Source organism: Solibacillus sp. R5-41 (genome assembly GCF_002736105.1).
Classification (GTDB): Bacteria; Bacillota; Bacilli; order Bacillales_A; family Planococcaceae; genus Solibacillus.
Map to the genome: position 1 here is coordinate 150,019 of NZ_CP024123.1, position 21,985 is coordinate 172,003.

At 39.1% G+C, this 21,985-nt stretch carries 23 protein-coding genes and 1 riboswitch; of the genes, 22 read left to right on the forward strand and 1 reads right to left on the reverse strand.

Features of this window, described 5'->3' with window-relative positions:
* Window positions 1–3 precede the first annotated feature (3 nt).
* The 22 genes from cobK to CSE16_RS00865 all read left to right on the forward strand — a co-directional run bounded on the left by cobK (window position 4) and on the right by CSE16_RS00865 (window position 21,232).
* Complete coding sequence (cobK, locus tag CSE16_RS00755; protein WP_099422111.1) at window positions 4–759, forward strand: precorrin-6A reductase; 756 nt, start codon at window positions 4–6, stop codon at window positions 757–759.
* Between the two features lies 1 nt (window position 760).
* Window positions 761–1,435 carry a precorrin-8X methylmutase gene (locus CSE16_RS00760; protein ID WP_099422112.1) on the forward strand — a complete coding sequence of 225 codons (675 nt, stop codon included), beginning with the start codon at window positions 761–763 and terminating at the stop codon, window positions 1,433–1,435.
* On the forward strand, window positions 1,410–2,546 hold the full coding sequence (locus tag CSE16_RS00765) for a cobalt-precorrin-5B (C(1))-methyltransferase (RefSeq protein WP_099422113.1): 1,137 nt from the start codon (window positions 1,410–1,412) through the stop codon (window positions 2,544–2,546). The genes CSE16_RS00760 and CSE16_RS00765 overlap by 26 nt, the downstream gene beginning before the upstream one ends.
* Complete coding sequence (cbiE, locus tag CSE16_RS00770) at window positions 2,521–3,717, forward strand: precorrin-6y C5,15-methyltransferase (decarboxylating) subunit CbiE (RefSeq protein ID WP_099425711.1); 1,197 nt, start codon at window positions 2,521–2,523, stop codon at window positions 3,715–3,717. The genes CSE16_RS00765 and cbiE overlap by 26 nt, the downstream gene beginning before the upstream one ends.
* On the forward strand, window positions 3,714–4,418 hold the full coding sequence (gene cobI / locus CSE16_RS00775) for a precorrin-2 C(20)-methyltransferase (RefSeq protein WP_099422114.1): 705 nt from the start codon (window positions 3,714–3,716) through the stop codon (window positions 4,416–4,418). The genes cbiE and cobI overlap by 4 nt, the downstream gene beginning before the upstream one ends.
* Window positions 4,418–5,200, forward strand: a complete 783-nt coding sequence (cobM, locus tag CSE16_RS00780; RefSeq protein ID WP_099422115.1) for a precorrin-4 C(11)-methyltransferase — start codon at window positions 4,418–4,420, stop codon at window positions 5,198–5,200. The genes cobI and cobM overlap by 1 nt, the downstream gene beginning before the upstream one ends.
* Window positions 5,193–6,332 carry a cobalt-precorrin 5A hydrolase gene (locus tag CSE16_RS00785; RefSeq protein WP_099422116.1) on the forward strand — a complete coding sequence of 380 codons (1,140 nt, stop codon included), beginning with the start codon at window positions 5,193–5,195 and terminating at the stop codon, window positions 6,330–6,332. Before cobM ends, CSE16_RS00785 begins: the two co-directional genes overlap by 8 nt.
* Window positions 6,329–7,687 carry a cobyrinic acid a,c-diamide synthase CobB gene (locus CSE16_RS00790; RefSeq protein WP_099422117.1) on the forward strand — a complete coding sequence of 453 codons (1,359 nt, stop codon included), beginning with the start codon at window positions 6,329–6,331 and terminating at the stop codon, window positions 7,685–7,687. Before CSE16_RS00785 ends, CSE16_RS00790 begins: the two co-directional genes overlap by 4 nt.
* A complete protein-coding gene (locus CSE16_RS00795; RefSeq protein ID WP_099422118.1) occupies window positions 7,684–8,313 on the forward strand; it encodes a precorrin-2 dehydrogenase/sirohydrochlorin ferrochelatase family protein in 630 nt (209 codons plus the stop codon). Before CSE16_RS00790 ends, CSE16_RS00795 begins: the two co-directional genes overlap by 4 nt.
* Window positions 8,310–9,071, forward strand: coding sequence for a uroporphyrinogen-III C-methyltransferase (gene cobA, locus CSE16_RS00800; protein ID WP_099422119.1), 762 nt, complete (start codon window positions 8,310–8,312; stop codon window positions 9,069–9,071). The genes CSE16_RS00795 and cobA overlap by 4 nt, the downstream gene beginning before the upstream one ends.
* Window positions 9,065–9,619 carry a nitroreductase family protein gene (locus CSE16_RS00805; RefSeq protein WP_099422120.1) on the forward strand — a complete coding sequence of 185 codons (555 nt, stop codon included), beginning with the start codon at window positions 9,065–9,067 and terminating at the stop codon, window positions 9,617–9,619. Before cobA ends, CSE16_RS00805 begins: the two co-directional genes overlap by 7 nt.
* A gap of 21 nt (window positions 9,620–9,640) precedes the next feature.
* The gene (locus tag CSE16_RS00810; RefSeq protein WP_099422121.1) at window positions 9,641–10,180 is read left to right on the forward strand and encodes a cob(I)yrinic acid a,c-diamide adenosyltransferase; all 540 of its coding nucleotides are present in this window, start codon (window positions 9,641–9,643) and stop codon (window positions 10,178–10,180) included.
* Window positions 10,180–11,661, forward strand: a complete 1,482-nt coding sequence (locus CSE16_RS00815; RefSeq protein WP_157764735.1) for a cobyric acid synthase — start codon at window positions 10,180–10,182, stop codon at window positions 11,659–11,661. Before CSE16_RS00810 ends, CSE16_RS00815 begins: the two co-directional genes overlap by 1 nt.
* Window positions 11,637–11,814, forward strand: a riboswitch (cobalamin riboswitch). Its footprint overlaps the gene before it by 25 nt.
* A 601-nt stretch (window positions 11,815–12,415) precedes the next feature.
* Window positions 12,416–13,246, forward strand: a complete 831-nt coding sequence (locus tag CSE16_RS00820) for a class I SAM-dependent methyltransferase (protein WP_099422122.1) — start codon at window positions 12,416–12,418, stop codon at window positions 13,244–13,246.
* The gene (locus CSE16_RS00825) at window positions 13,243–14,283 is read left to right on the forward strand and encodes a FecCD family ABC transporter permease (protein WP_099422123.1); all 1,041 of its coding nucleotides are present in this window, start codon (window positions 13,243–13,245) and stop codon (window positions 14,281–14,283) included. Before CSE16_RS00820 ends, CSE16_RS00825 begins: the two co-directional genes overlap by 4 nt.
* Window position 14,284: 1 nt before the next feature.
* The gene (locus tag CSE16_RS00830) at window positions 14,285–15,049 is read left to right on the forward strand and encodes an ABC transporter ATP-binding protein (RefSeq protein ID WP_099422124.1); all 765 of its coding nucleotides are present in this window, start codon (window positions 14,285–14,287) and stop codon (window positions 15,047–15,049) included.
* A gap of 23 nt (window positions 15,050–15,072) precedes the next feature.
* On the forward strand, window positions 15,073–16,056 hold the full coding sequence (locus CSE16_RS00835) for an ABC transporter substrate-binding protein (RefSeq protein ID WP_099422125.1): 984 nt from the start codon (window positions 15,073–15,075) through the stop codon (window positions 16,054–16,056).
* Window positions 16,057–16,329: 273 nt separating this feature from the next.
* On the forward strand, window positions 16,330–17,016 hold the full coding sequence (locus CSE16_RS00840) for a sulfite reductase (protein ID WP_253896139.1): 687 nt from the start codon (window positions 16,330–16,332) through the stop codon (window positions 17,014–17,016).
* A gap of 2 nt (window positions 17,017–17,018) precedes the next feature.
* The gene (locus tag CSE16_RS00845) at window positions 17,019–18,209 is read left to right on the forward strand and encodes a CbiX/SirB N-terminal domain-containing protein (RefSeq protein WP_099422126.1); all 1,191 of its coding nucleotides are present in this window, start codon (window positions 17,019–17,021) and stop codon (window positions 18,207–18,209) included.
* Between the two features lie 125 nt (window positions 18,210–18,334).
* Window positions 18,335–20,287, forward strand: a complete 1,953-nt coding sequence (gene cbiB, locus CSE16_RS21500; protein WP_253896140.1) for an adenosylcobinamide-phosphate synthase CbiB — start codon at window positions 18,335–18,337, stop codon at window positions 20,285–20,287.
* Window positions 20,271–20,798, forward strand: a complete 528-nt coding sequence (locus CSE16_RS00860; RefSeq protein WP_099422128.1) for a histidine phosphatase family protein — start codon at window positions 20,271–20,273, stop codon at window positions 20,796–20,798. Before cbiB ends, CSE16_RS00860 begins: the two co-directional genes overlap by 17 nt.
* Before the next feature lie 227 nt (window positions 20,799–21,025).
* Window positions 21,026–21,232, forward strand: a complete 207-nt coding sequence (locus tag CSE16_RS00865) for a hypothetical protein (protein ID WP_157764736.1) — start codon at window positions 21,026–21,028, stop codon at window positions 21,230–21,232.
* A 43-nt stretch (window positions 21,233–21,275) separates the two neighbouring features.
* Here the strand turns inward: CSE16_RS00865 and CSE16_RS00870 are convergent, their stop codons facing one another.
* Window positions 21,276–21,977 carry a YetF domain-containing protein gene (locus CSE16_RS00870; RefSeq protein ID WP_253896141.1) on the reverse strand — a complete coding sequence of 234 codons (702 nt, stop codon included), beginning with the start codon at window positions 21,975–21,977 and terminating at the stop codon, window positions 21,276–21,278.
* Window positions 21,978–21,985 lie beyond the last annotated feature (8 nt).

Genomic DNA, 21,985 nt, shown 5'->3' on the forward strand with positions numbered 1-21,985 from the left:
GGCATGATTTTATTTTTAGCAGGGACGAGCGATGCACGTGAGCTTGCCATTGAGCTACAAAAAAAGGGGCATTCATTATTAGCAACAGTCGTGACAGATTCAGCAGCAAATAGCTTGAAAGAATCTGGTATTGCCTATCATGTAGGGCGTCTTTCAATCGAAGAGATGGCGGCGATCGTTCATGAAAAGGGTGTCACAACGATTATTGATGCGAGTCATCCTTATGCGGAGGAAGCGTCAAAAACAGCAATGGCCGCAGCAGAGCAATGTAAGTTAACTTATATTCGTTACGAACGCCCACAACAACAATATGTTCATCCGCTAATAGCTGAAGTGGAAACATATGAAGAGGCGGCACTTATTGCGCGTGAGCATAAAGGAACCGTGATGTTGACGACAGGTAGTAAAACACTTGCCACATTCACGAAGCACTTGTTAATTGACTCCATCCGTTTAGTTTGTCGCATGCTACCAAACAAAGAAAATATGGAGAAGTGCGATTTATTAGGCGTTAAGCAACGTGACATTATAGCTATTCAAGGCCCATTTTCAAAAGAGTTAAATACAGCGTTGTACCTTCAATATGAGACAACACTTGTTATTACAAAAGAAAGTGGAAAAGTCGGTTCTGTTGATGAAAAGATGGATGCTGCATTGGAATTAAATATTCCGGTAATTTTAATTAAACGACCAAAAATCACTTATATAAATCAATGTTCTACATTTGAAGAAGTATTTCAAACACTTGGAGGAATTTAAAATGGCAAATATGAACTTTAATATGGATTTCGTACCTTTAACGGTAGACCCAGATAAAATTTACGATTACAGCTTTGCAATTATTAAAGAAGAGATGGGCGAGCACAACTTTACAGACGAGCAATGGTTAGTTGTAAGACGTGTAATTCATGCATCAGCAGACTTTGAATTAGGGCGCAGCATGATTTTTACAGACGGTGCAATAGAGGCAGGGATTCAATCCATTTTAGCAGGTCGTCATGTTGTTGCAGATGTACAAATGATTGAAAGTGGCTCTGGGCGTAAACGATTCCAAAAACATGGTGGAGATTTACATTGTTACATCGCGGATGAGGATGTTTCAAAAGAAGCGAAATCAATTGGCACGACGCGCGCAATTATATCCATGCAAAAAGCAACGAAATTACAAGAAGGCGGTATTTATGCCATTGGTAACGCGCCGACTGCACTTCTAGAGTTAATTCGTTTAATTAAAGAAGGGTTAGCAAAGCCAGATTTAATTATCGGTATGCCAGTAGGTTTTGTATCGGCAGCGGAATCGAAAGCGGAGTTAGCGATATTAGAAGGCATTCCATTCATTACAAATGTAGGACGTAAAGGTGGCAGTACGGTGACTGTAGCAGCATTAAACGCTATCTCGATTATGGCTGATGAACGAGCAAAGCAAACGAAATAAAAAAGACCCGTCACAAATGCGTCATGGTTACACAACAGGTGCGTGTGCTACAGCAATGACCAAGGCAGCCTTACAAGCTGTTGTGACTGGTCAAGTTCCTGATGAGGTCACGATTTATTTACCAGTGGGGCAATTTGCGACATTTAAGGTGGAAACGAGTGAAATCCAAGGCGATGCCATCATGTGTGAAACGATTAAAGATGCTGGGGACGACCCAGATGCAACACATAAAGCACGCATACAAAGTACGGTACGGTTAACGGACGTTCCGGGAATACATTTAGACGGAGGTTTAGGTGTAGGGCGTGTAACAAAGGCTGGTTTGCCAGTACCGGTCGGACAGGCAGCGATCAATCCCGTACCACGTAAGATGATTGCAGGTGTCGTTCAAGAAGCCATGGATGCATACGCGCTAGAACAAGGCGTTGAAGTAATTATTTCAGTACCAGATGGCGAAGAAATCGCCAAAAAAACATTGAATGGACGTTTAGGTATTCTTGGTGGCATTTCAATATTAGGTACACGTGGTACGGTCGTTCCATTTTCAAGCTCAGCCTATATGGCGAGTATTGTTCAGGCGCTGAATGTTGCGAAGGAAGCAGGGTGCGACCATGTTGTGATAACGACTGGCGGACGTAGTGAAAAATATGCCATGAAACAATATCCAGATTTACCGGAGGAATCCTTCATTGAGATGGGGGATTTCGTTGGGTTCACATTGAAGCATATTTCACGTAAGAAATTCGCAAAAGTATCGCTCGTTGGTATGATGGGTAAATTTTCGAAAGTTGCGCAAGGCGTTATGATGGTCCATTCGAAAAGTGCACCTATTAGCTTCGAGTTTCTAGCAAGTATTGCACAAAGACAAGGTGTTGAAGAACCATTATTAAGTGAGATTTTGACAGCAAATACAGCTTCTCAAGTAGGTGAGATTCTACAAGGGAATGAAGCGTTTTTTGAAGCCCTCTGTAAAAACTGTTGCTACTATGCATTAGCACATATGAATACACAAATTAGTGTGTCAACAAGTCTGTATGCCATGAACGGAGATTGTTTAGGAAAGGCTGAGAATATTGAAAAATTGCATGAAGATGATTGGTATAGGGGATAACGGCGTAAATGGTTTATTGCCACAATATATTGCCTGGATTAATAACTGTGATGTTTTAGTTGGAGGAGAACGCCATTTATCATTCTTCCCAAACTTCAATAAAGATAAGAAAATTATTAAAGGCGGTTTGTCAAAGCTTGTTGATGAATTACAACAGGAAACACGCAATGTTGTAATTTTAGTGTCGGGTGACCCGTTATTTTTTGGACTAGGTGGTGTGTTAGCGAAAAAACTACCATTAGAAATTTACCCGCATACAAGCTCTGTACAGCTAGCCTTTTCAAAAATGCAGGAAAGCTGGCAGGATGCTTACATCGTTAGTTTACATGGACGTTCGATAAAAGGCTTTGCTCAAAAAATCGATGGCCGAAAAAAGGTTGTGATTTTGACGGATGACAACAATACGCCACAAGCGATTGCTACGTATTTGAAACAATACGGTATGACGGAATACGAATCATTTGTCGCTGAAAATTTAGAAGGGGAAAATGAGTGCTGTCGTTTTATGACATTAGATGAAATGGAACAGGCTAGTTTTTCTCCTTTAAATGTTGTGATATTAAAACAATGTCAACCAGTTAAGCGTAGTGCAATTGGTATTGCAGATGAAGCATTCCATCAACGAAAGCCAGAAAAAGGCTTAATTACGAAAAAAGAAATTCGAGTACTTTGTTTGCAAGAGCTACAGCTTCAAGAAGATAGCATTATGTGGGATATCGGTACATGTACAGGTTCAGTTGCGATAGAAGCCGCTAAAATTGCCCGTGAAGGCGCAGTATTTGCCATTGAAAAAAATGAGGGCGACTTAGAAAACTGTTTACTCAATCAAGCGAAGCATCGAACAGATTTAACCGCGATTCTTGGTAAAGCACCCGAGCGTTTAGATGAATTTCCAAACCCTAATGCTATTTTTATCGGTGGTAATGGCGGTAATATGGAAAATTTATTAGAAATTTGTATTACACGCTTATTACCAGGTGGTCGATTAGTAATGAATATCGCCACGATTGAAAATTTAGCTGATGCGATGAAGTATCTGAAAAATTTAGGCTGCAACGTAACGGTTTTACAAGCTCAAATTTCAAGGAGTAAACCGATTTTGAATTTAACACGTTTTGAACCATTAAACCCAATTTTTATTGTGACTGCACAGAAAGGAACAGACAAATGACATTAGGTATTTTATATGGATTAGGCGTTGGCCCTGGAGATCCAGAATTAATTACAGTAAAAGCTTTCCGAAAATTACAGGAGTGCCCTGTTATTGCCTACCCGAAGAAATTAAAGGGTAGCAAATCATATGCACATCGTATTGTTGAAGAATACATTAACCCAGCAGAAAAAAATATGCTTGGCCTTGTATTTCCAATGACAAAAGATGAAGAAACATTAAATATTGAGTGGGCAAAGTCGGTAGAGGCGATCTATACATATTTAGAACAGGGGCAAGATGTTGCATTCGTTACAGAAGGTGACCCAATGTTGTTCAGTACATTTATTCACTTAATGAAGCTGATGAAGGAAACGCACCCTAATGTTCAAATGGAAACAGTAGCAGGTATTTCATCATTTAACGGCTCAGCGAATCGTCTAGGTATTCCACTTGCAGATGGTAACGACCGTGTAGCAATGATTCCAGCAACGGAGGACATGGGTGAAATGCGTCGCGTACTAGAAACGCATGATGCTGTCGTGTTTATTAAAGTAGCGAAAGTTTTAGAAGACATGCTCGATTTATTAGAGGATATGAATTTACTTTATGGCACACACGTCGTGACAAAAGTAACATCCGATGAAGAAATTATTTGGGATGTTGAAGAGTTACGTGGTACAGAACTAAATTATTTATCTTGTATGGTGGTGCGTAAATAATGAAAAAAATATGGATTATTGGTGCAGGTCCTGGTGACCCAGATTTGATCACGGTAAAAGGATTAAAATTGTTACAAACAGCTGATGTCGTCATGTATACAGATTCATTAGTAAGTGAAAAGTTAGTAGCTGAAGCGCATCCGGATGCAGAGATTATTCGTACAGCGGGCATGCATTTAGAAGAAATGGTGAATTGCATTGTTGAACGTGTAAATGCCGGAAAAGAAGTAGTTCGTTTACATACGGGAGACCCAGCAATGTACGGTGCAACGATGGAACAAGTGGCACTTTTAAAGCAACATGATATTGGCTATGAAGTTGTGCCAGGTGTCAGTTCAGTATTTGCAGCAGCAGCAGCAGTTGGCGCGGAGCTAACAATACCAGACTTAACACAAACATTAATTTTAACACGAGCAGAAGGAAGAACGCCTGTACCTGACCGTGAAAAACTACAAGCACTTGCAAGTCATCACTGTACAATTGCAATGTTTTTAAGTGCAACGTTAACGAAAAAGATTATGAAGGAATTACAAGCTGCTGGTTGGGCAGATGATACACCAATTGCGGTTGTACAACGTGCTTCTTGGCCAGACCAAAAAATTGTTCGTACAACATTGTCACAACTGGATGAAGCGATGCGTACAAACGGCATTCGCAAACATGCAATGATTTTAGCTGGTTGGGCGCTTGATCCTAACATTCACGAAAAAGATTATCGTTCGAAATTATATGATAAAACATTTACACATGGTTTCCGTAAAGGTGTGAAGGAAGATGATTAGCTTACAAGAAGGTGTCATTCCAAAAGTGGATAAACGTAAGCCATATGCCCTTGTGTCTATTACAAAACATGGCGTGGAAAATGCTCGTAACTATGCTGAAAAATTCCCATATGTAGACCTTTATTACATGAAGAAATTTGAGCGTGGAGACGAATCAACGCGTCATATTCAATTGTTTGATGGGACGGTTCGTTTATTATTACCGGCACTTTTCCAACAGTATAAAGCGGTTATTTGTATTATTTCACTCGGTGCGGTCGTACGAATGATTGCACCGCTTCTAGTAGACAAAAAGCAAGATCCAGCTGTGTTAACGGTTGATGATAAAGGGGAGTATGTCGTAAGCGTACTTTCTGGACATATTGGCGGTGCAAATGCATTAACACATGAGTTTGCTAAGGCAATTGGTGCACAACCTGTTATTACAACTGCTTCAGACGTTCAAAAAACGATTCCTGTTGATTTATTTGGTGCAAAATTTGGTTGGATTTGGGATTCAGAAGATAAGCTTACTCCAGTAAGTGCCTCCGTTGTCAATGAAGAGCATGTGGCCATCGTGCAGGAAACAGGAGAAAAAAACTGGTGGATGCACGACACACCGATGCCTGAAACGTTAAAGCTATATCCTACAACGGAAGAAGTGCTTGCAGTAAAACCACATGCGACATTACTCATTACTGATCGCCTTATTGAACCGCATGAAGAAGCACTTCTACAAAATGGTGTCATTTACCGACCTAAGTCACTTGTATTAGGAATGGGATGTAATAGAGGTACATCAGCAGAGGAAATTGAGGAGCTCATTGACGAAACGTTAGTCGAGCTAAAGCTGAGTAAAAAAAGCGTGAAAGCTATTGCGACAATCGACCTTAAAAAGGATGAAGAAGGCTTTTTACAAGTGGCGGCTAAAAATAATTGGGCGTTTATTACGTATACGCCGGCACAGTTAAATGAAATGCCATTAAAAAATCCTTCTGAAAAAGTATTTAATTATACAGGTGCTTACGGTGTATGTGAACCAGCCGCACTGAGGTATGCGAAGACGAACGATTGGTTGCTAGAGAAAAAGAAAGGTAGTAATGCAACAATTTCGGTTGCACGGATTTCTTTTGATGAGGAGGGTACGCAATGAATCGATTTGTTTTAGCAGGTACGGGGAGTGGCGTTGGTAAAACAACGTTCACAATCGGTATTATGCGTGCGCTTATGAAAAGAGGACTATCCGTGCAAGGGTTTAAATGCGGACCAGATTATATCGACCCGACGTATCATACAGCCGTAACGAAAAGACCTTCTCGAAATATTGATAGCTTTATGATGGCACATGATGTTGTTCGTGATATTGTTGCACGCGCTAGCCGTGATACGGATGTCAGTATTATTGAAGGGGTTATGGGATTTTATGACGGAAAATCGCCATTATCTAATGAAGGTTCAGCTGCGCATATTAGCGAGCTAACAAACAGCCCGGTTATTTTAATTGTAAACGCAGCAAGTATGGCACGTAGTGTGGCTGCCATTGTAAAAGGATTTCAAATGCTTGATGACAATGCCGATATTGTCGGAGTTATCGTCAATCAACTAGGCAGCAAAAATCATTACGATATCGTCAAAACAGCGATTGAAGCGGAATGTCATATACCAGTAATTGGCTATTTACTAAAAGGGGCAGTTCCAACGATGCCAAGTCGTCATTTAGGGCTTGTACCCGCCATTGAACGTGGTGATTTAGATGATTATTTCGATGAGTTAGCAAATGCAATAGAAGCTACAGTGGATCTCGATTTATTGCTGGATATAACGAAAGCTCCAGCTATTACGGTCGAAGCAACTATTTTTGAACAGCAACCGAATCGACAACTTGTACATATTGCCGTAGCAAAAGATGCGGCCTTTAACTTTTATTACGAGGAAAATTTAGTACTTTTACGAGCGTATGGGGCAGAGTTACACTTCTTTTCACCATTAAATAATGAGCAAGTTCCATCGCAAGTACAAGGTGTGTATATTGGTGGTGGTTTCCCGGAGGAGTTTGCGGAAAAGCTAAGTAAAAACACAGCTTCGAAAGAATCGATCCGTGCTGCGATTGAGCGAGGGTTGCCGACTTTAGCGGAATGTGGCGGTTACATGTATTTAACGGAAAGCATTACAAATCGTGCAGGTGAAACGTATGAAATGCTCGGTATTATTGAAGGACACGTTAAAATGCAAGAGAAGTTAGCTGCACTAGGTTACCGTGAAATTACGGGTGTTCAAGGCAATTTTTTAATTCATGAGGATGAGCAAGCGAAAGGACATGAGTTCCATTATTCAACGTATGAAGGTGAGCATGCTACACCTGCATATTTTAGTAAAGGGCGTTTTAGAGCGCAGCAAGAAGGCTATTTAAGCGGTAATTTAGTAGCAGGTTATACACATTTCCATTTTGCTTCCAATCCAAAGCTTGTACAAAATTGGTTAGATAAATGTTTGGAGGTAAAGCGATGAGCTATTTTCCCATGTTATTAAATATTGAATATAAAACGGTTGTCGTAGTTGGTGGTGGACATGTTGCTCGTCAAAAGGTTGAAGCATTACTTCCTGCAAAAGCGAACGTCATTGTAGTTAGTCCTACGATTACGGCAGAACTTTTAGCTTATGTCGAATGCAAAGAGATTACGTGGAAGCAAAAAAAGTTTGAACCAGCAGACTTGGATGATGCGGCATTAGTTTTTGCGGTGACAAATAATCAAGAAGTTAATGATGCAGTTGAAGAAGCGACGCAACATTGGCAATTACTTAGCCGTGCAGATGCAAAAGGACGTGTCGATTTTATTAATCCAGCTGTAGTACGACGTGGTGATTTTATAGTAACTGTCTCGACTTCAGGTGCAAGTCCAAGTTTAACTCGCCAAGTTAAAGTGCAATTAGCGGAACAGTATGGTCATTTTTACGAACAGTACGTCGCATTTTTAGGACAAGCTCGTCAACGTATTTTAGCAACTTTTGATGGCGATGAAAAAGCACAATTATTAACACAATTATTAGAGCCACAGTTATTAGAATGGGTAAAGGAAGGGCGCCTAGATGAGTGTGAGGAGTGGCTACAACAACGATTAGGAGATTCACAATGAGCGCAAAAGTATTTATTGTTGGAGCTGGACCAGGAGACCCAAAACTTTTAACGATACGAGGTCTTGAATGTATACAGCAAGCCGATGTCATTTTATATGACCGTTTAGTAAATCCTGTATTACTTGAACATGCAAAAGAAACCGTAGAATTGATTTATTGCGGTAAAGAACCTGGAAAGCACGGCTTAATCCAAGATGAAATTCATCGTGTATTAGTTGAAAAAGCATTAGCAGGGCATACAGTTTTACGTCTAAAAGGTGGAGATCCATTTGTGTTTGGACGTGGTGCAGAAGAAGCAGCTGTATTACGCGAGGAAAATATTGACTATGAAATTGTCCCAGGTATTACAGCAGGTATAGCAGCACCGGCCTATGCAGGAATCCCTGTAACGCACCGCGACTATGCGACAAGTTTTGCTATTGTGACCGGCCACGGACGTGCAGAAAAAGGAAAAGACTTTTTAAATTGGGGCGCACTTAGCCATATTGATACAGTCGCTTTCTATATGAGTGTTGGTAACATTGAGCACATTACGGCCCGTTTAATCGAGCATGGGAAACGAAGTGAAACACCAGTAGCGGTAATTGAATGGGGAACAACGGACAAACAGCGAACAATTATTGGCACTTTAGAAACCATTTCCAAACAAATTGAGCAGGAAGTGATTCAAAATCCATCGATGATTTTAGTTGGGGATGTTGTAAACGTGCGTAAGGATATCGCTTGGTTCAATGAAAAGGAGTACGAAACATGTTAAATTCACTAAAAAAACGTCGAGCAATTCGTCAATTTGAAGCACGCGAAGTAGAAAGAGAAAAAATTGAACAATTATTAGAGGCCGCTACATATGCACCGAACGACCGCATGCGTGAGCCGTGGCATTTTTATGTGATGCAAGGCGCTAGTTTAAAGGGCTATGGACAAGTCGCACAGGATTTTCTAGAAAAACGCTTTCCAACAAAGCCTCATTTAGTTGAAAGTTCGATGGAGGCTATTACAAAAACACCATTAATTATAGCTGTCACTTCAGCCATTGTAGAAGGTGATGAAGGGGCAACGAAAGATAATGTATTTGCGGTAAGTAGTGCAATAATGTCGATGTGGCTAATGGCAGAAGAATTAGGGCTAGGTATGGTTTGGCGTACACGAGGTGTTGGCTTAGTGCATGATATAGCACTTCATACTTATATCGGTGCGAATGAGCAAGAACAGCTAGTAGGTACTTTATGCATTGGTTATCCAGCAGAATCTATATCGACAGAGAAAAAGCGTACACCATTTGCTGAAAAAACAACTTGGTTATAAGGGGACAAAGGGGGACTGACGATGGCAAGACAAGGGATGCTACTTGTTTATACAGGGGATGGCAAAGGAAAAACAACAGCCTCACTTGGTGTAACGTTACGTGCAATTGGACGTGGCATGAAGGTGAAGTATTTCCAATTTATTAAATCTCCTGAACGCACATACGGTGAACAAATAGCTTTACGTAAATTAGGCGTAGAAACGGTTCAACTTGGGATTGGTTTTACATGGACAAAAACACCTGAGGAGCACCGAGAGGCTTTAAAATTAGCATGGGCACAAGTAAAAGAAGTCTTAAAAGATGATTCGATTGATTTATTAGTACTTGATGAACTAAATAATGCATTGGCTATTACACGCTTTCCAGTTGAGGACGTGTTACCACTTGAAGAGGTAATGGAAGCGATTCAAAACCGTCCGAAAACAATGCATTTAGTTGTGACAGGACGTTCGGCTCATCCATCGCTTATTGCAATGGCGGATTTAGTTTCGACAATTGATGCTACAAAACATTATTACGAGGAGCAAGACGTCAAAGCAATGAAGGGTCTTGAATTTTAATGGAAGCAATTATGATTCAAGGGACGTCCTCAGATGTTGGGAAAAGTGTAATTTGTACAGCACTTTGCCGTATTTTTGCGAATGATGGATTTCGCGTAGCGCCGTTTAAGTCACAAAATATGGCATTAAATTCATACATTACGAAAAGCGGCGGTGAAATTGGGCGTGCTCAAGGTGTACAAGCAGAAGCAGCTAAAATTGATGCTACAACAGATATGAATCCGATCCTTCTAAAACCAAAAGGAGATATGGTATCGGAAGTAATTTTGCATGGCAAGCATTTAGCGAATATGGATGCTATTTCATACCGAGAAACATTTGTAGAGGATGTTATGCCCGAAATACGTAAATCACTTGGGCGTCTAAGTGAACAGTATGAAATTTTAGTACTAGAAGGTGCAGGTAGTCCAGCTGAGATTAATTTGAAAGCACGTGATATTGCCAATATGCGTATGGCACATGAAACCGATGCAAGCGTAATATTAGTTGCGGATATCGAACGTGGCGGTGTGTTTGCCTCAATAGTTGGCACGCTAGCGCTTTTAGATGATGAGGAACGCGCTCGAGTTAAAGGTGTGATTATTAATAAATTTCGAGGGATGAAGCAATTATTAGATAGTGGTGTGGAATGGCTTGAAAACTATACAGGAATTCCCGTTTTAGGTGTTATTCCATATATGGATGTACAAATTGAGGCGGAGGATTCAATGGCGCTGTCGAGTTTACGATTAAAAAAACCACAGCAACAAGAATTTGCAATTGACGTTGTGATTATTCGCTTACCATGTATTTCAAATTTTACAGATGTTGACCCATTATTCGAGGAACCAGGGGTTGGGCCACGCTTTGTGTCTTCTCTAAAAGATTTAAAGCAGCCAGATGTTATTATTTTGCCAGGTACTAAAAATACGGTGGAAGACTTTTTATGGCTACAAGAGAATGGTTTAGCACAAGGCATTTTACAGCATGCGCAAAAAGGTGGAAAAGTTGTAGGCATTTGTGGTGGCTATCAAATGCTTGGAGAAATCATTCGTGATGAGTCCGCGATTGAAGGTAGCGGTGGCACATACTTATCACTCGGGCTATTGCCAATTGAGACGCATTTTGTTACAGAAAAGCAAACCGTTCAAGTACATGGTAAAACCGTTACAGGTCATGATGTGAAGGGTTATGAAATTCATTTAGGTCGCAGTGTAGCAACGAAAGAAATTACGCCATTTATTGCTTTTGATGATGGTCGCCAAGATGGTGTTTATACGGAACAAATAATCGGTACATATGTACATGGTATTTTCCAAAATCGTCATTTTACACGCGATTATTTCAATCGAATACGCAATGAAAAAAATCTGGAATTAGTTGCTGAGGATGTTTTATCAGATGATGACCGTCGTGAGCAAGCGTATGAGCTGTTAGATGAGCATGTGCGTCAGCATTTAGATATGGAGAAAATATACAATTTAATACATTTATCAGTGTAGAAATACGTAAAGGGAAGAGTGATGAAAAGTCACCACGGTACCCGCCACTGTGAAGCGGAGAGTTATAGCGATACCACTGCAAAATGTTTGCGGGAAGGGCTATGAACTTTATGATGCGAAGTCAGGATACCTGCTGATAAAAGGAATATCGTTCTTACGGGAGTATAAGAGCCACTATGCAATACATAATGGCTTTTTGACGTATAAACAATTCGATTTATACGTTTTTTGCTTTTTAGAAGCTTATATATAAGTTAAACAAAAGATTCTATCCCTTGGATGTAAGTTTTCTATTCTGGATTCTAATAAAGAGCCTGCTTTTTTGGCTGGCTAAGCACATGAGTCACACAGCTTTGTTGCATAAATCTGTACGACTCATCTTTTTGCTTTGTGCAAGGCTAGCCTTTATAAAGTTTGGCCTACTGGAGTTTTCTGTATTTATTGCGCCGCTACCGTGGGAGGCGGCGTTATCCTTATTGGATTTTTACCCCAATTGGAAAAATCCATCCTATTTTTGGAGCTATAGAAGAGAAGGGAAGGAATAATGCAACATTTACGAATGACCTATCCTTTTAAGTGATAAAAATATGCTGCAAAGATTGGGATCAGACAACTTATGTTGCAAGCTCGGCTATATTATAGGAACAGATTTTAGTATTGAACTATTATTTCAAAATATTGATTGAATATTTAAAACTAACTTTTATAAGATGAATTCTTTAGTTCAATTTATTTAGGAAAGGAGATTCGTGAAATGAAAGGGTCACCTTTACAAATCGATTTTGAGAAGCTATGGAAAGAAGGCATGCATAACTGGCATGGTGAGATGCCTGAACGAATGGTTAATGATGCATTAGAAGAAGCATTTTGGTCTCAATCTATACAAAAAAAATCCTATCGCCAAACGGATGCCCATACGAAGCCGATTTATGAAAAAATGCGGAAACATATACCAGAAAATGCGACGTGTTTAGAAATTGGTCCTGGATGGGGGAATTACACATTTCCACTACGAGAAGATGTTGAAAAGCTAACATTGGTAGACGGTTCAGAAAGTGTTCTTCAATATTTACAACAATATTTTATAGGTGATGAAGGGGTACAGTACGTATATGCAAAATGGGAAGATGCTGAAGTAGAAAAGCATGATGTTGTTATTGGCGTCAATTGTTATTACAGAATCTATGAAATGAATACGGCCTTGTTGAAGATGAATAGCTTGGCGAAAAAGCGTGTCATTATAGGCTTAACAACCGGTCCCATTCAGCCTCATTATGTTGTACTCGATCAACAATATGGTTATCAAATTAAATATCCTCGTCGTGACTATATTGGAATCGTCAATATGCTCTATCAGCTTGGGATTTATGCAGACTGTGAAATGCTCCCACTAGAACGTACATATCGCTATGACACATATGAAGCATTATATACCGCGCAAAGTAAGAAGATATTAAATGAAACGTTCCAGTTAGAGGATGTAAAAGCAGCACTTGCAGATTTTATAACGGAAGAAAACGGAGAAATTGTCTATCACCATAAATTTTATGCGGCGATTATTAGTTGGGAGCCTGTGGATCGATGAACAACAGTAAATTTTACGTTTGGTTAGTTATGTTGTCGATTGTTTTACTTTGCTCTGGAATCGGCGCGATTATGGTAGGGTCTGTAGGTATTACACCAGCACTTATTATAGAAGTGCTCATGTATAAGCTTGGGATTATATCATTCACCAACGCATCAAATGCACAGCAAATAATCATTATGGAGCTACGTGTACCTCGTGTCCTACTAGCGATGATTGTAGGGGCGTCACTTGCAATTTGTGGTGCAGCCATTCAAGCATTAGTGAAAAACTCCATTGCAGACCCGTATATTTTAGGTGTTTCATCTGGTGCTTCTGTTGGTGCCACATCGGTTATTTTACTTGGTGCATTTAGCTTTCTTGGTGTTTATGCACTTTCATTTGCAGCCTTTTTAGGAGCCATCGTTGCAGTTAGTATTGTTTTTTTACTTGCCCGTATTGGTGGACGAACCTCGATGATTCGCTTACTTCTTTCAGGGGTCGCTATTTCAATGGTGCTAAGTGCGCTAACGAACTTTATGTTGATGATGTCAAAGGAGCAAGGGGGCATTCAAGCCGTCATGCATTGGATGTTAGGCAGTTTGGGCGGAGCGAAATGGAATAATATCGGGATTCCAGCGGTTGTATTCGTAATCGTATTTACATTACTTACATTAAGTTATCGCCAATTGAATGCATTATTGCTCGGTACTGAAACAGCTGCAACACTAGGGATTAATATTGAACGTTTTCGAATTTTTATCATTATTATTGTTTCGCTATTAACGGGTGTTGTTGTAGCGGTTAGTGGAAGTATCGGTTTTGTCGGATTAATCGTACCTCATATCGTAAGAATGCTAGTTGGCTCAAATTACAAAGTTGTCCTACCTTTAAGTGCATTACTTGGTGCAATTTTTATCGTTTGGGCGGATATGGGCGCACGCATTGCGATTGCACCAGAAGAAATGCCAATTGGAATTATTACAGCGCTATGTGGTAGTCCATTCTTTATTTGGATGCTACGTCGTCAGCGATATGCATTTGGAGAAGGGGAATAAAATGATACAGCTTCAGGACCTAGAATTTTCTATAGCAGAAAAGGCAATCTTGCGTAATTTGTCCCTCACAATTGAGGAAGGGAAATTTATTGGCATCATTGGACCAAATGGTAGTGGGAAGACGACCATGTTAAAAATGCTTTATCGTCATTTAAAGCAAACATCGGGTAGTGTGACACTGCATGAAAAGGAAATTTGGGACATCTCGCCTAAAAAGTTAGCGCAGCAAATGGCTGTAGTAAGTCAAGAATCCCCCGTGTTGTTTGATTTTACGGTGAAGGATTTAGTGATGATGGGACGTACACCATATAAAAAATGGTTAAGCTCAGATAATGTTGAAGACTTTAAGATTGTCGAGGAGTGTATGGCACTTTCCAATGTTACCCATTTAGCTGATCGAACATTCGTTCATTTATCTGGTGGTGAAAAGAAGCGTGTCATGCTAGCTCGTGCATTAGCGCAAAAGGCAAAAATTTTAGTATTAGATGAACCAACAAATCATTTAGATATTGAGCATCAACTACATTTAATGGATTTAGTGAAGGATCTACCCATCACGATTATTACAGCTTTGCATGATTTGAATTTAGCTGCAGCTTATTGTGATGAGGTGATTGTGATGAAAGATGGGACTTTATATGGGCAAGGCACACCTAAGCAGGTATTCACAGAACAAACAATGTTGGAAGTTTTCCGTGTCCATGTTGGTGTTTCAACGAATCCATTTACAGACAAGCTCCACTTATTTTTTTATACAAAACAATAAAACAGCTAGTCGGAGGGAATTTCATGAAAAAACGAAAATTTTGGTGGGCATCTTTTGCCTTAACCGCCGCACTTATCTTAACTGCATGTAACGATACAGAGCCTGAAACTAAAAATGAACCCGCTAGTGCCGGAGCAACAGCTGAGGCACTTACAATTGAAAATGAAGGTGTAACATTGGAATATACAGAAGTGCCAAAACGCGCCATTACAATTAATCAGCACGTAACGGAAATTATGCTTGCGTTAGGCTTAGAAGATTCAATGGTTGGTACATCTTATTTAGATGATGAAATTTATGAACCGTTACAGGAGGCATATGCAGAAATACCTGTACTTGCTGAGCACTATCCATCAAAGGAACAAATTATTGCAAATGAAGCTGATTTTATTTATGGAGGATGGGCAGGTGCCTTTAATCCAAAAAATGTTATGTCTCGTGAAGAATTAAAGGAACTTGGCATTAATAGTTATTTACAATCATCATCGATCAAAGTGGGCACAACAGTAGAGGATATTTATATCGACATTCGTAATATTTCTGCTATTTTCAGAGTGGAGGAACGTGGTGAAGCTTTAATTGAAGAAATGAATAATGAAATTAAAGCAATTACTGAAAAACTACCAGCAAATGAAAAGCCGATTGATGTGCTTGTTTTCGATAGTGGGGATACAGAAGTCTTCACGGCAACACAAAACTTTATGAATACATTAGTTACAATGGCTGGTGGGAAAAATGTATTTGGTGATATCGAGAAAAACTGGGCAACTGTTTCAAAAGAGGACGCTGTTGAGCGCGCACCAGAAGCAATTGTAGTAATTGACTACGGTTCAACGACTGCTGAAGAAAAAATTGCCTTCTTAAAAGCAGACCCTGCACTAAGCCAAACACCAGCTGTACAAAATGAGCATTTTGTTGTTTTACCATTATCAGCAGCTTCTGAAGGTGTACGTGTAGCAGAAGCGTTAGCGATTTTGGTGGAAGGTTTATATCCAGATTCATTTTAACTTGTTTCAGCAGAAGTTCCCTACTTCTATAAGTGGGGGTTCAAACCCCGGCTGAATAGAGGAACTCAGGATAAGAAAGCTGCGTCGTGCGGTAACGCCTATAGTGACCAACATCGTGTTGGCCTAATACCCCGGCGGATGTCACAAAATTTTAAGGGGGACTTTTCGAGCGAGCTCAAAAAAATCTGGACGCAATTACGCCGAGGCGAAATTGATTTACTGGAGTGAAATTTAAAAAATATAAAAATTAGTAATAGTGAAGGTGGTACAAACATGGAGCAATACGTACGTCAAAATTTTGAGCGAGCAATGCAACTACCGATGCCTACTAAAACATTTGCAAAGCTGAAGGCATCAGGTCGCTTTATCGCATTAACGGTTAGACCCGGTATCATTAATAAACATTTAACAAGTGCTCAACTGAATGTATTAGCAAGGTTAGCAGATGAGGGTGCTGTTAAATATTCAGCTGGCCACAGCTTTATCGTATCTGTACATGACGAAATGCTTGATGAAGTGATGCAAATATTAACCGATGTAGAGCTCTATGTAGTGCCACCTACTCCTAGTGCCATCATGAAATGTTGTGACTTTTGTGATGGAGACGAATTAGCAGCTTTGCCAATTGCAAAAGAGCTATTACGAGAAATTGAACAAATGCCATTAAAAAAGAGAGTAAGGATTGGTTTTAATGCATGCACGCTCGCCTGTTATAATGCCGTCCAGGATGATTTGGCATTAATTTACCATAATGGGGGATTTGATATTTACGGCGGTGCGGTTCCAATGGGGAGACGTGCAAGTTCTGGAGAATTATTAGCTAAAAATATTCCAGAACAATACATTATTGAATGTGTGAAAAAGTTATTAGTTCATTACAATACATCAAATGTGGAGAAGTTTTTCCGTTTCATTAAGAAAGAAAAGGAAAGTATTCAACAATATTTAAAGGGGGATTAACCATGACAACTTGGAATTTAACACCGATGCAACGACACATTTTAATTTGTAATGGGGCAACTTGTATGGGCGCTGGTGCAGAAGAAGTTACCCAGCAAATACGCAATGAAATTAAGGAGAGTAAGCTTGATGACGTTATCCATACTTCCCGCACACGCTGTAACGGGCGTTGTAAGGATAAATGTGTAGTTATTGATTATCCGAAAGGTACATGGTATTCCGTTCAAGAGGAGAAAACCTCTCGTGCAATCGTCCATGAAAATGTATCAGAGGAGAATATTATTTATTCGTTGCATGAAGGAGAGCGTCTTCGTGGTGAATCTCGTATTAAAGGGATTGATAAGTACCGAAAGCGTAAAGGGAAGAAACATAAGGCCGTATTATTCGTAGGACATGGTAGTCGCTTAGAAGCAGGAAATGAAGAAGTGCGTCAATTTGTTAGCCGAATGGAACCGAAAATTGACCCACAATATATCGTGCAAACATGCTTTTTAGAATTTGCATCTCCAAACATTGATGATGGTATTCAAGCGTGTATTGAAGCTGGTGCAGATGAAATTCATGTAATCCCAATCATTTTATTACATGCTGGACATTCAAAGCTTCATATTCCAGCCGAAATTGAGGAAGCAAGAGTACAATTCCCAGACATTCGTTTTACATATGGACAAACAATTGGTATTCATGATGAAATTTTTGAGATTTTAAAATCTCGCCTACAAGAAGTTGGGTTCGACACATCTGCTAAACATGAAAATACAGCTATTTTATTAATTGCTCGTGGTAGTAGCGACCTTGAGGCGAAAGAGGACTTTTATAAAATTTCACATAGGTTAGCTGAACAAATTGACGTACCTATTTTCGAAACGGCATTTATGGGCGTAACAACACCAACTGTTGAACAAGGTGTAGAGACGTGTATTGAGCGCGGCGCAAAAAAGATAATCATGTTACCTTACTTTTTATTCACAGGAATTCTAATGAAGCGCATGGCACATATGGCAACGGAATTTTCTAGAGAATACCCTAACATTGAAATTACAATTGCGAATTATTTTGGTTATCATCCAAAATTGCAAAATGTCCTATTAGAACGATTACAACAAACAATCGATGGAACATCCACAGGTATGCAAGACTTAGAAAACTTCCGGAAATATGTTGAAGAGAATGGTTATGAACACCATCACTAATAAATAGGTACCGAAGCCACCTTTCAAAGTTGCTTCGGTATTTATAATTTACGAATAAAAAGATTAAGTAAGGGGGTATAACCATTATTTTATATTTTATTTGTATAATAGCTGTACTAACGGATTTGATTTTAGGAGAACCAAAGAAAATTACACATCCCGTAATTTATATAGGACGCTTCATTTCCTTTTTAGAGAAGGCATTGAACAAAGGGAGATATTTACGCTTCAAAGGTTTTATTACAGTCCTATTAACAGTAGGTGCTACAACTTTTATAACTTTTATAATCGTTTTTATATCTTTTAAAATTCACTTTCTTATATGGGTAGTTATGGAAGTATCGTTAATTAGCCTAGCGCTCGCTCAAAAATCATTAAAGGAAGCGGCAATGATTGTATACGATGCACTGAACAATAACGATATGGCTCAAGCCCGTGAAAAACTAGGGTGGATTGTGGGACGAGATACTGCACATTTAGACGAACCGGAAATTGTACGGGGAGTTGTTGAAACTGTATCAGAAAATACGAGTGATGGTGTTACCGCACCACTATTATATGCGCTATGTTTTGGAGCTACAGGTGCATGGTGTTACAAAGCAATCAATACTTTAGATTCAATGATAGGCTATAAAAATGAACGATATGGACAGTTTGGATATACTGCGGCAAAGTTAGATGATCTCGCAAATCTTATTCCAAGTCGTATTACGGGGTTTATTTTACTTATAAGTACGAAAAAGTATATTAATAAATCATTAATATTTCGGATGAAAAATTGGCTGAAAGATGCAAAGAAACATCCAAGTCCGAACAGTGGCTATCTAGAAGCAGCAACTGCCTGGCAATTAGGTATTCGCTTAGGTGGTTACAATCAATATGGTGGAATAGAATCATTTCGAGCGTATATGGGAGAACCATATTTTACGACGCAAAAAAAGCATATTAAACTAGCAATTAAACAAATGTATGTTTGTACATGGTGGCTTTTACTAATAGGGGGATGCTATATGTTATTGCCTTCACATGGGGCTAATGCATCGGCATTGTATAAGGCAATGGGTATTACAATGCCGCAAGAAGTAATTGATTTAAGTGAAAACGTTAATGTTGAAGGGTTTCCTGAGAAAATTAAAGAGTATTGGCCCAATTTACTGAAAAAACTAGCATCCTATCCAGATGAACAAGCAGAGCCATTTTATACGGATATAGCGGATTTTCACAAAGTTCATAAATCGCAAATTGTTGTTACGAATGGTGCAGCAGAAGGGTTAATGGCGTTAGCGCAATTTTTTAGAGGAAAAGATGTTGGATTATTAGAACCATCTTTTTCAGAGTATAAAAGGACATTGCAGCAACAAAGTTGTACGATTCATTCGGTCGTTACAGAGGATATTATTCACTATCGTTTTAATAAGCAGGCACTAAATGAATTATTATTACGTGTATCAGCTATTTACATATGCAATCCAAATAATCCAACTGGTGTTTTATTAAAAAAAGAATGGATTGAGGGGTTAATACAAAAGTATCCACATTGTGACTTTGTAATAGATGAAGCTTTTATCGATTGGACAGACGAAGCAGAAAGTGTTGTTGCGTTAACGAAAACATATACGAATTTATTTGTCTTGCGATCTATGACGAAGATGTTTGGACTTGCGGGAGTTCGACTAGGTTATGTGATTGGGAAGCAAGTTGAAAAGTTGCGATGTTTCCTACCACATTGGAATGTTAGTAATATTGCAATTGAACTAGGCTCCATTTGTTTAAAAGAGCAGCAATTTGTAAAGGTATCTAGGGAGAAAAGTGAGATATTAAGAGCGGAAATGGTCGTAGTACTGAAAGGATTAGGGTGTACAATTACAAATAGCGCTGCAAACTTTTTACTATTTAAATTACCGAATAGACTAAATTCGGAGTCGTTTTTTTCACATTTATTGCATCGTGGCATTGTATTACGTCATACAAAAAATTATGTTGGGTTAGATGGAAAGTGGTTCCGAATTGCCGTCAAAAACGAAGAAATATGGGCGAAGTGTAAGGAAGAGATAATAATTTATGTCGAAAATCATTAAGTATTACCGTCATGCAGAAACAAAATGGAATAAAGAGGGACGATTGCAAGGATGGCTTGATTCGGAACTAACGGAACGAGGTATTCAAGAGGCAAAACAAGTTCAATGGGAACCGGAAATTGTTTTTTGTAGTGATTTAAATCGAGCATATCAAACGGCTATGCATATGTTTCCGAACAGTGTCATTCATAAAAGTGAAAATTTACGTGAAATTCGTCTCGGACATTGGCAAGGTTGTCTAATAAGCGGTCTGCAAAAAGATGGGCAATATAATTGTTATACGAATTCGCCACATTTGTTTCAACATACTACACAAGAATCGTTTCAACAAGTGACGCTGCGAATGCTTGCATTTCACGAAAGTTTAGATCATTTATCATATAACAAAATTGCCGTCGTTTCGCATGGAGTTGCGCTTGCATGTTTCTTTACTGCAATTAAAAATCAAAGTTACGAAAATTTATGGGAATATTTATTGACTGGTACGGCATGTGAGACGGTTACGTTATAAAAGATAGAAAAACATTTTAATCATTATTCAGCCTGGGTTTGAACCCCCACTAAATTAAGTGCCTATTGGGCATTCATCCTCCACTTATAGAAATGGGGACTTCTGCTAAAGCAAGTAAAGAATAAGAAACAGCTTGTTCAAAACAGTAGGCGATTCGTAAGCAAAAATATACGCAATTCCCTGTTTATGAAAAGCAATTCTTTAAAGAGTTGGTTACGACAGTCGGAGTGACCAATTGGTTAGCAACGTCGATGGCTGGGGCACGTTTACCACAGCACACGCCGACGCTAGAGGATATTTTACATCATGAAAATAATGACCGGAATTATAAATTTAGTAGTCGTTTTATGACCATTTATGAGGCTGAGGAAATTTTTAAACAAGGGGTTGAGCGAGGCATATGTTTTGAAGCATTACTTATTACGGAACAATGAAAACCTCATCAAAAATTGTTAGGAATTATGACGCCCATCGATATTATGAAGGTGGACTAGCATTTTTAATACTAATGTACAGGGATCCGTTTTCTAAAACTTGTGCATAGTAAACATCTTTAACTGAATGGATATTTTTCTTCGATAATTTTTTTAGCAACCATTCTTCTGTTAAATTTAGCTCGTTTAAGTTTTTTACAATAATTTTACCATCGGAAATGAGTTCGGTCGGCATAAATTGAGGTGCGGGTGAGGCTATTTTCACATCTTCTTTTGTTGCCGAACGCATTGGAGCTTTTTTTAACACGGTTAATTCCCCGTTTGTTTCAAAAATGGCATGGAGAACCTCATCAAGTGAAAAAATACTTTGTTCCCGTAAAAGCATTGTTAATTCATCCATATGCAAACGTGCCTTTTCTAAGTTGTCATTTAAAATAACGCCACTTTGTATAACAATCATTGGCCGATCATCAAATAAAACACGTGCTTTTTTTGATTTAAATGTTACAAAAGTGACAAAGAGGGTTAGCACAGCCCACCATACTAAGGAAATCAGTCCATCAAAAAAAGGTGTTTCAGCTTCGGAAGAAATATTAGCTGCAATTGAGCCAAAAGTAATCCCTGTTACATAGTGGAAAAAGGTCAGCTGACTTATTTGTTTTTTGCCAATAATACGCGCAAGCAGTAAAATAGCAAAAAAAGCAAAAGTTGTACGTATGAGCATCTCCAATAAATTAAGCTCCATTTCATCAC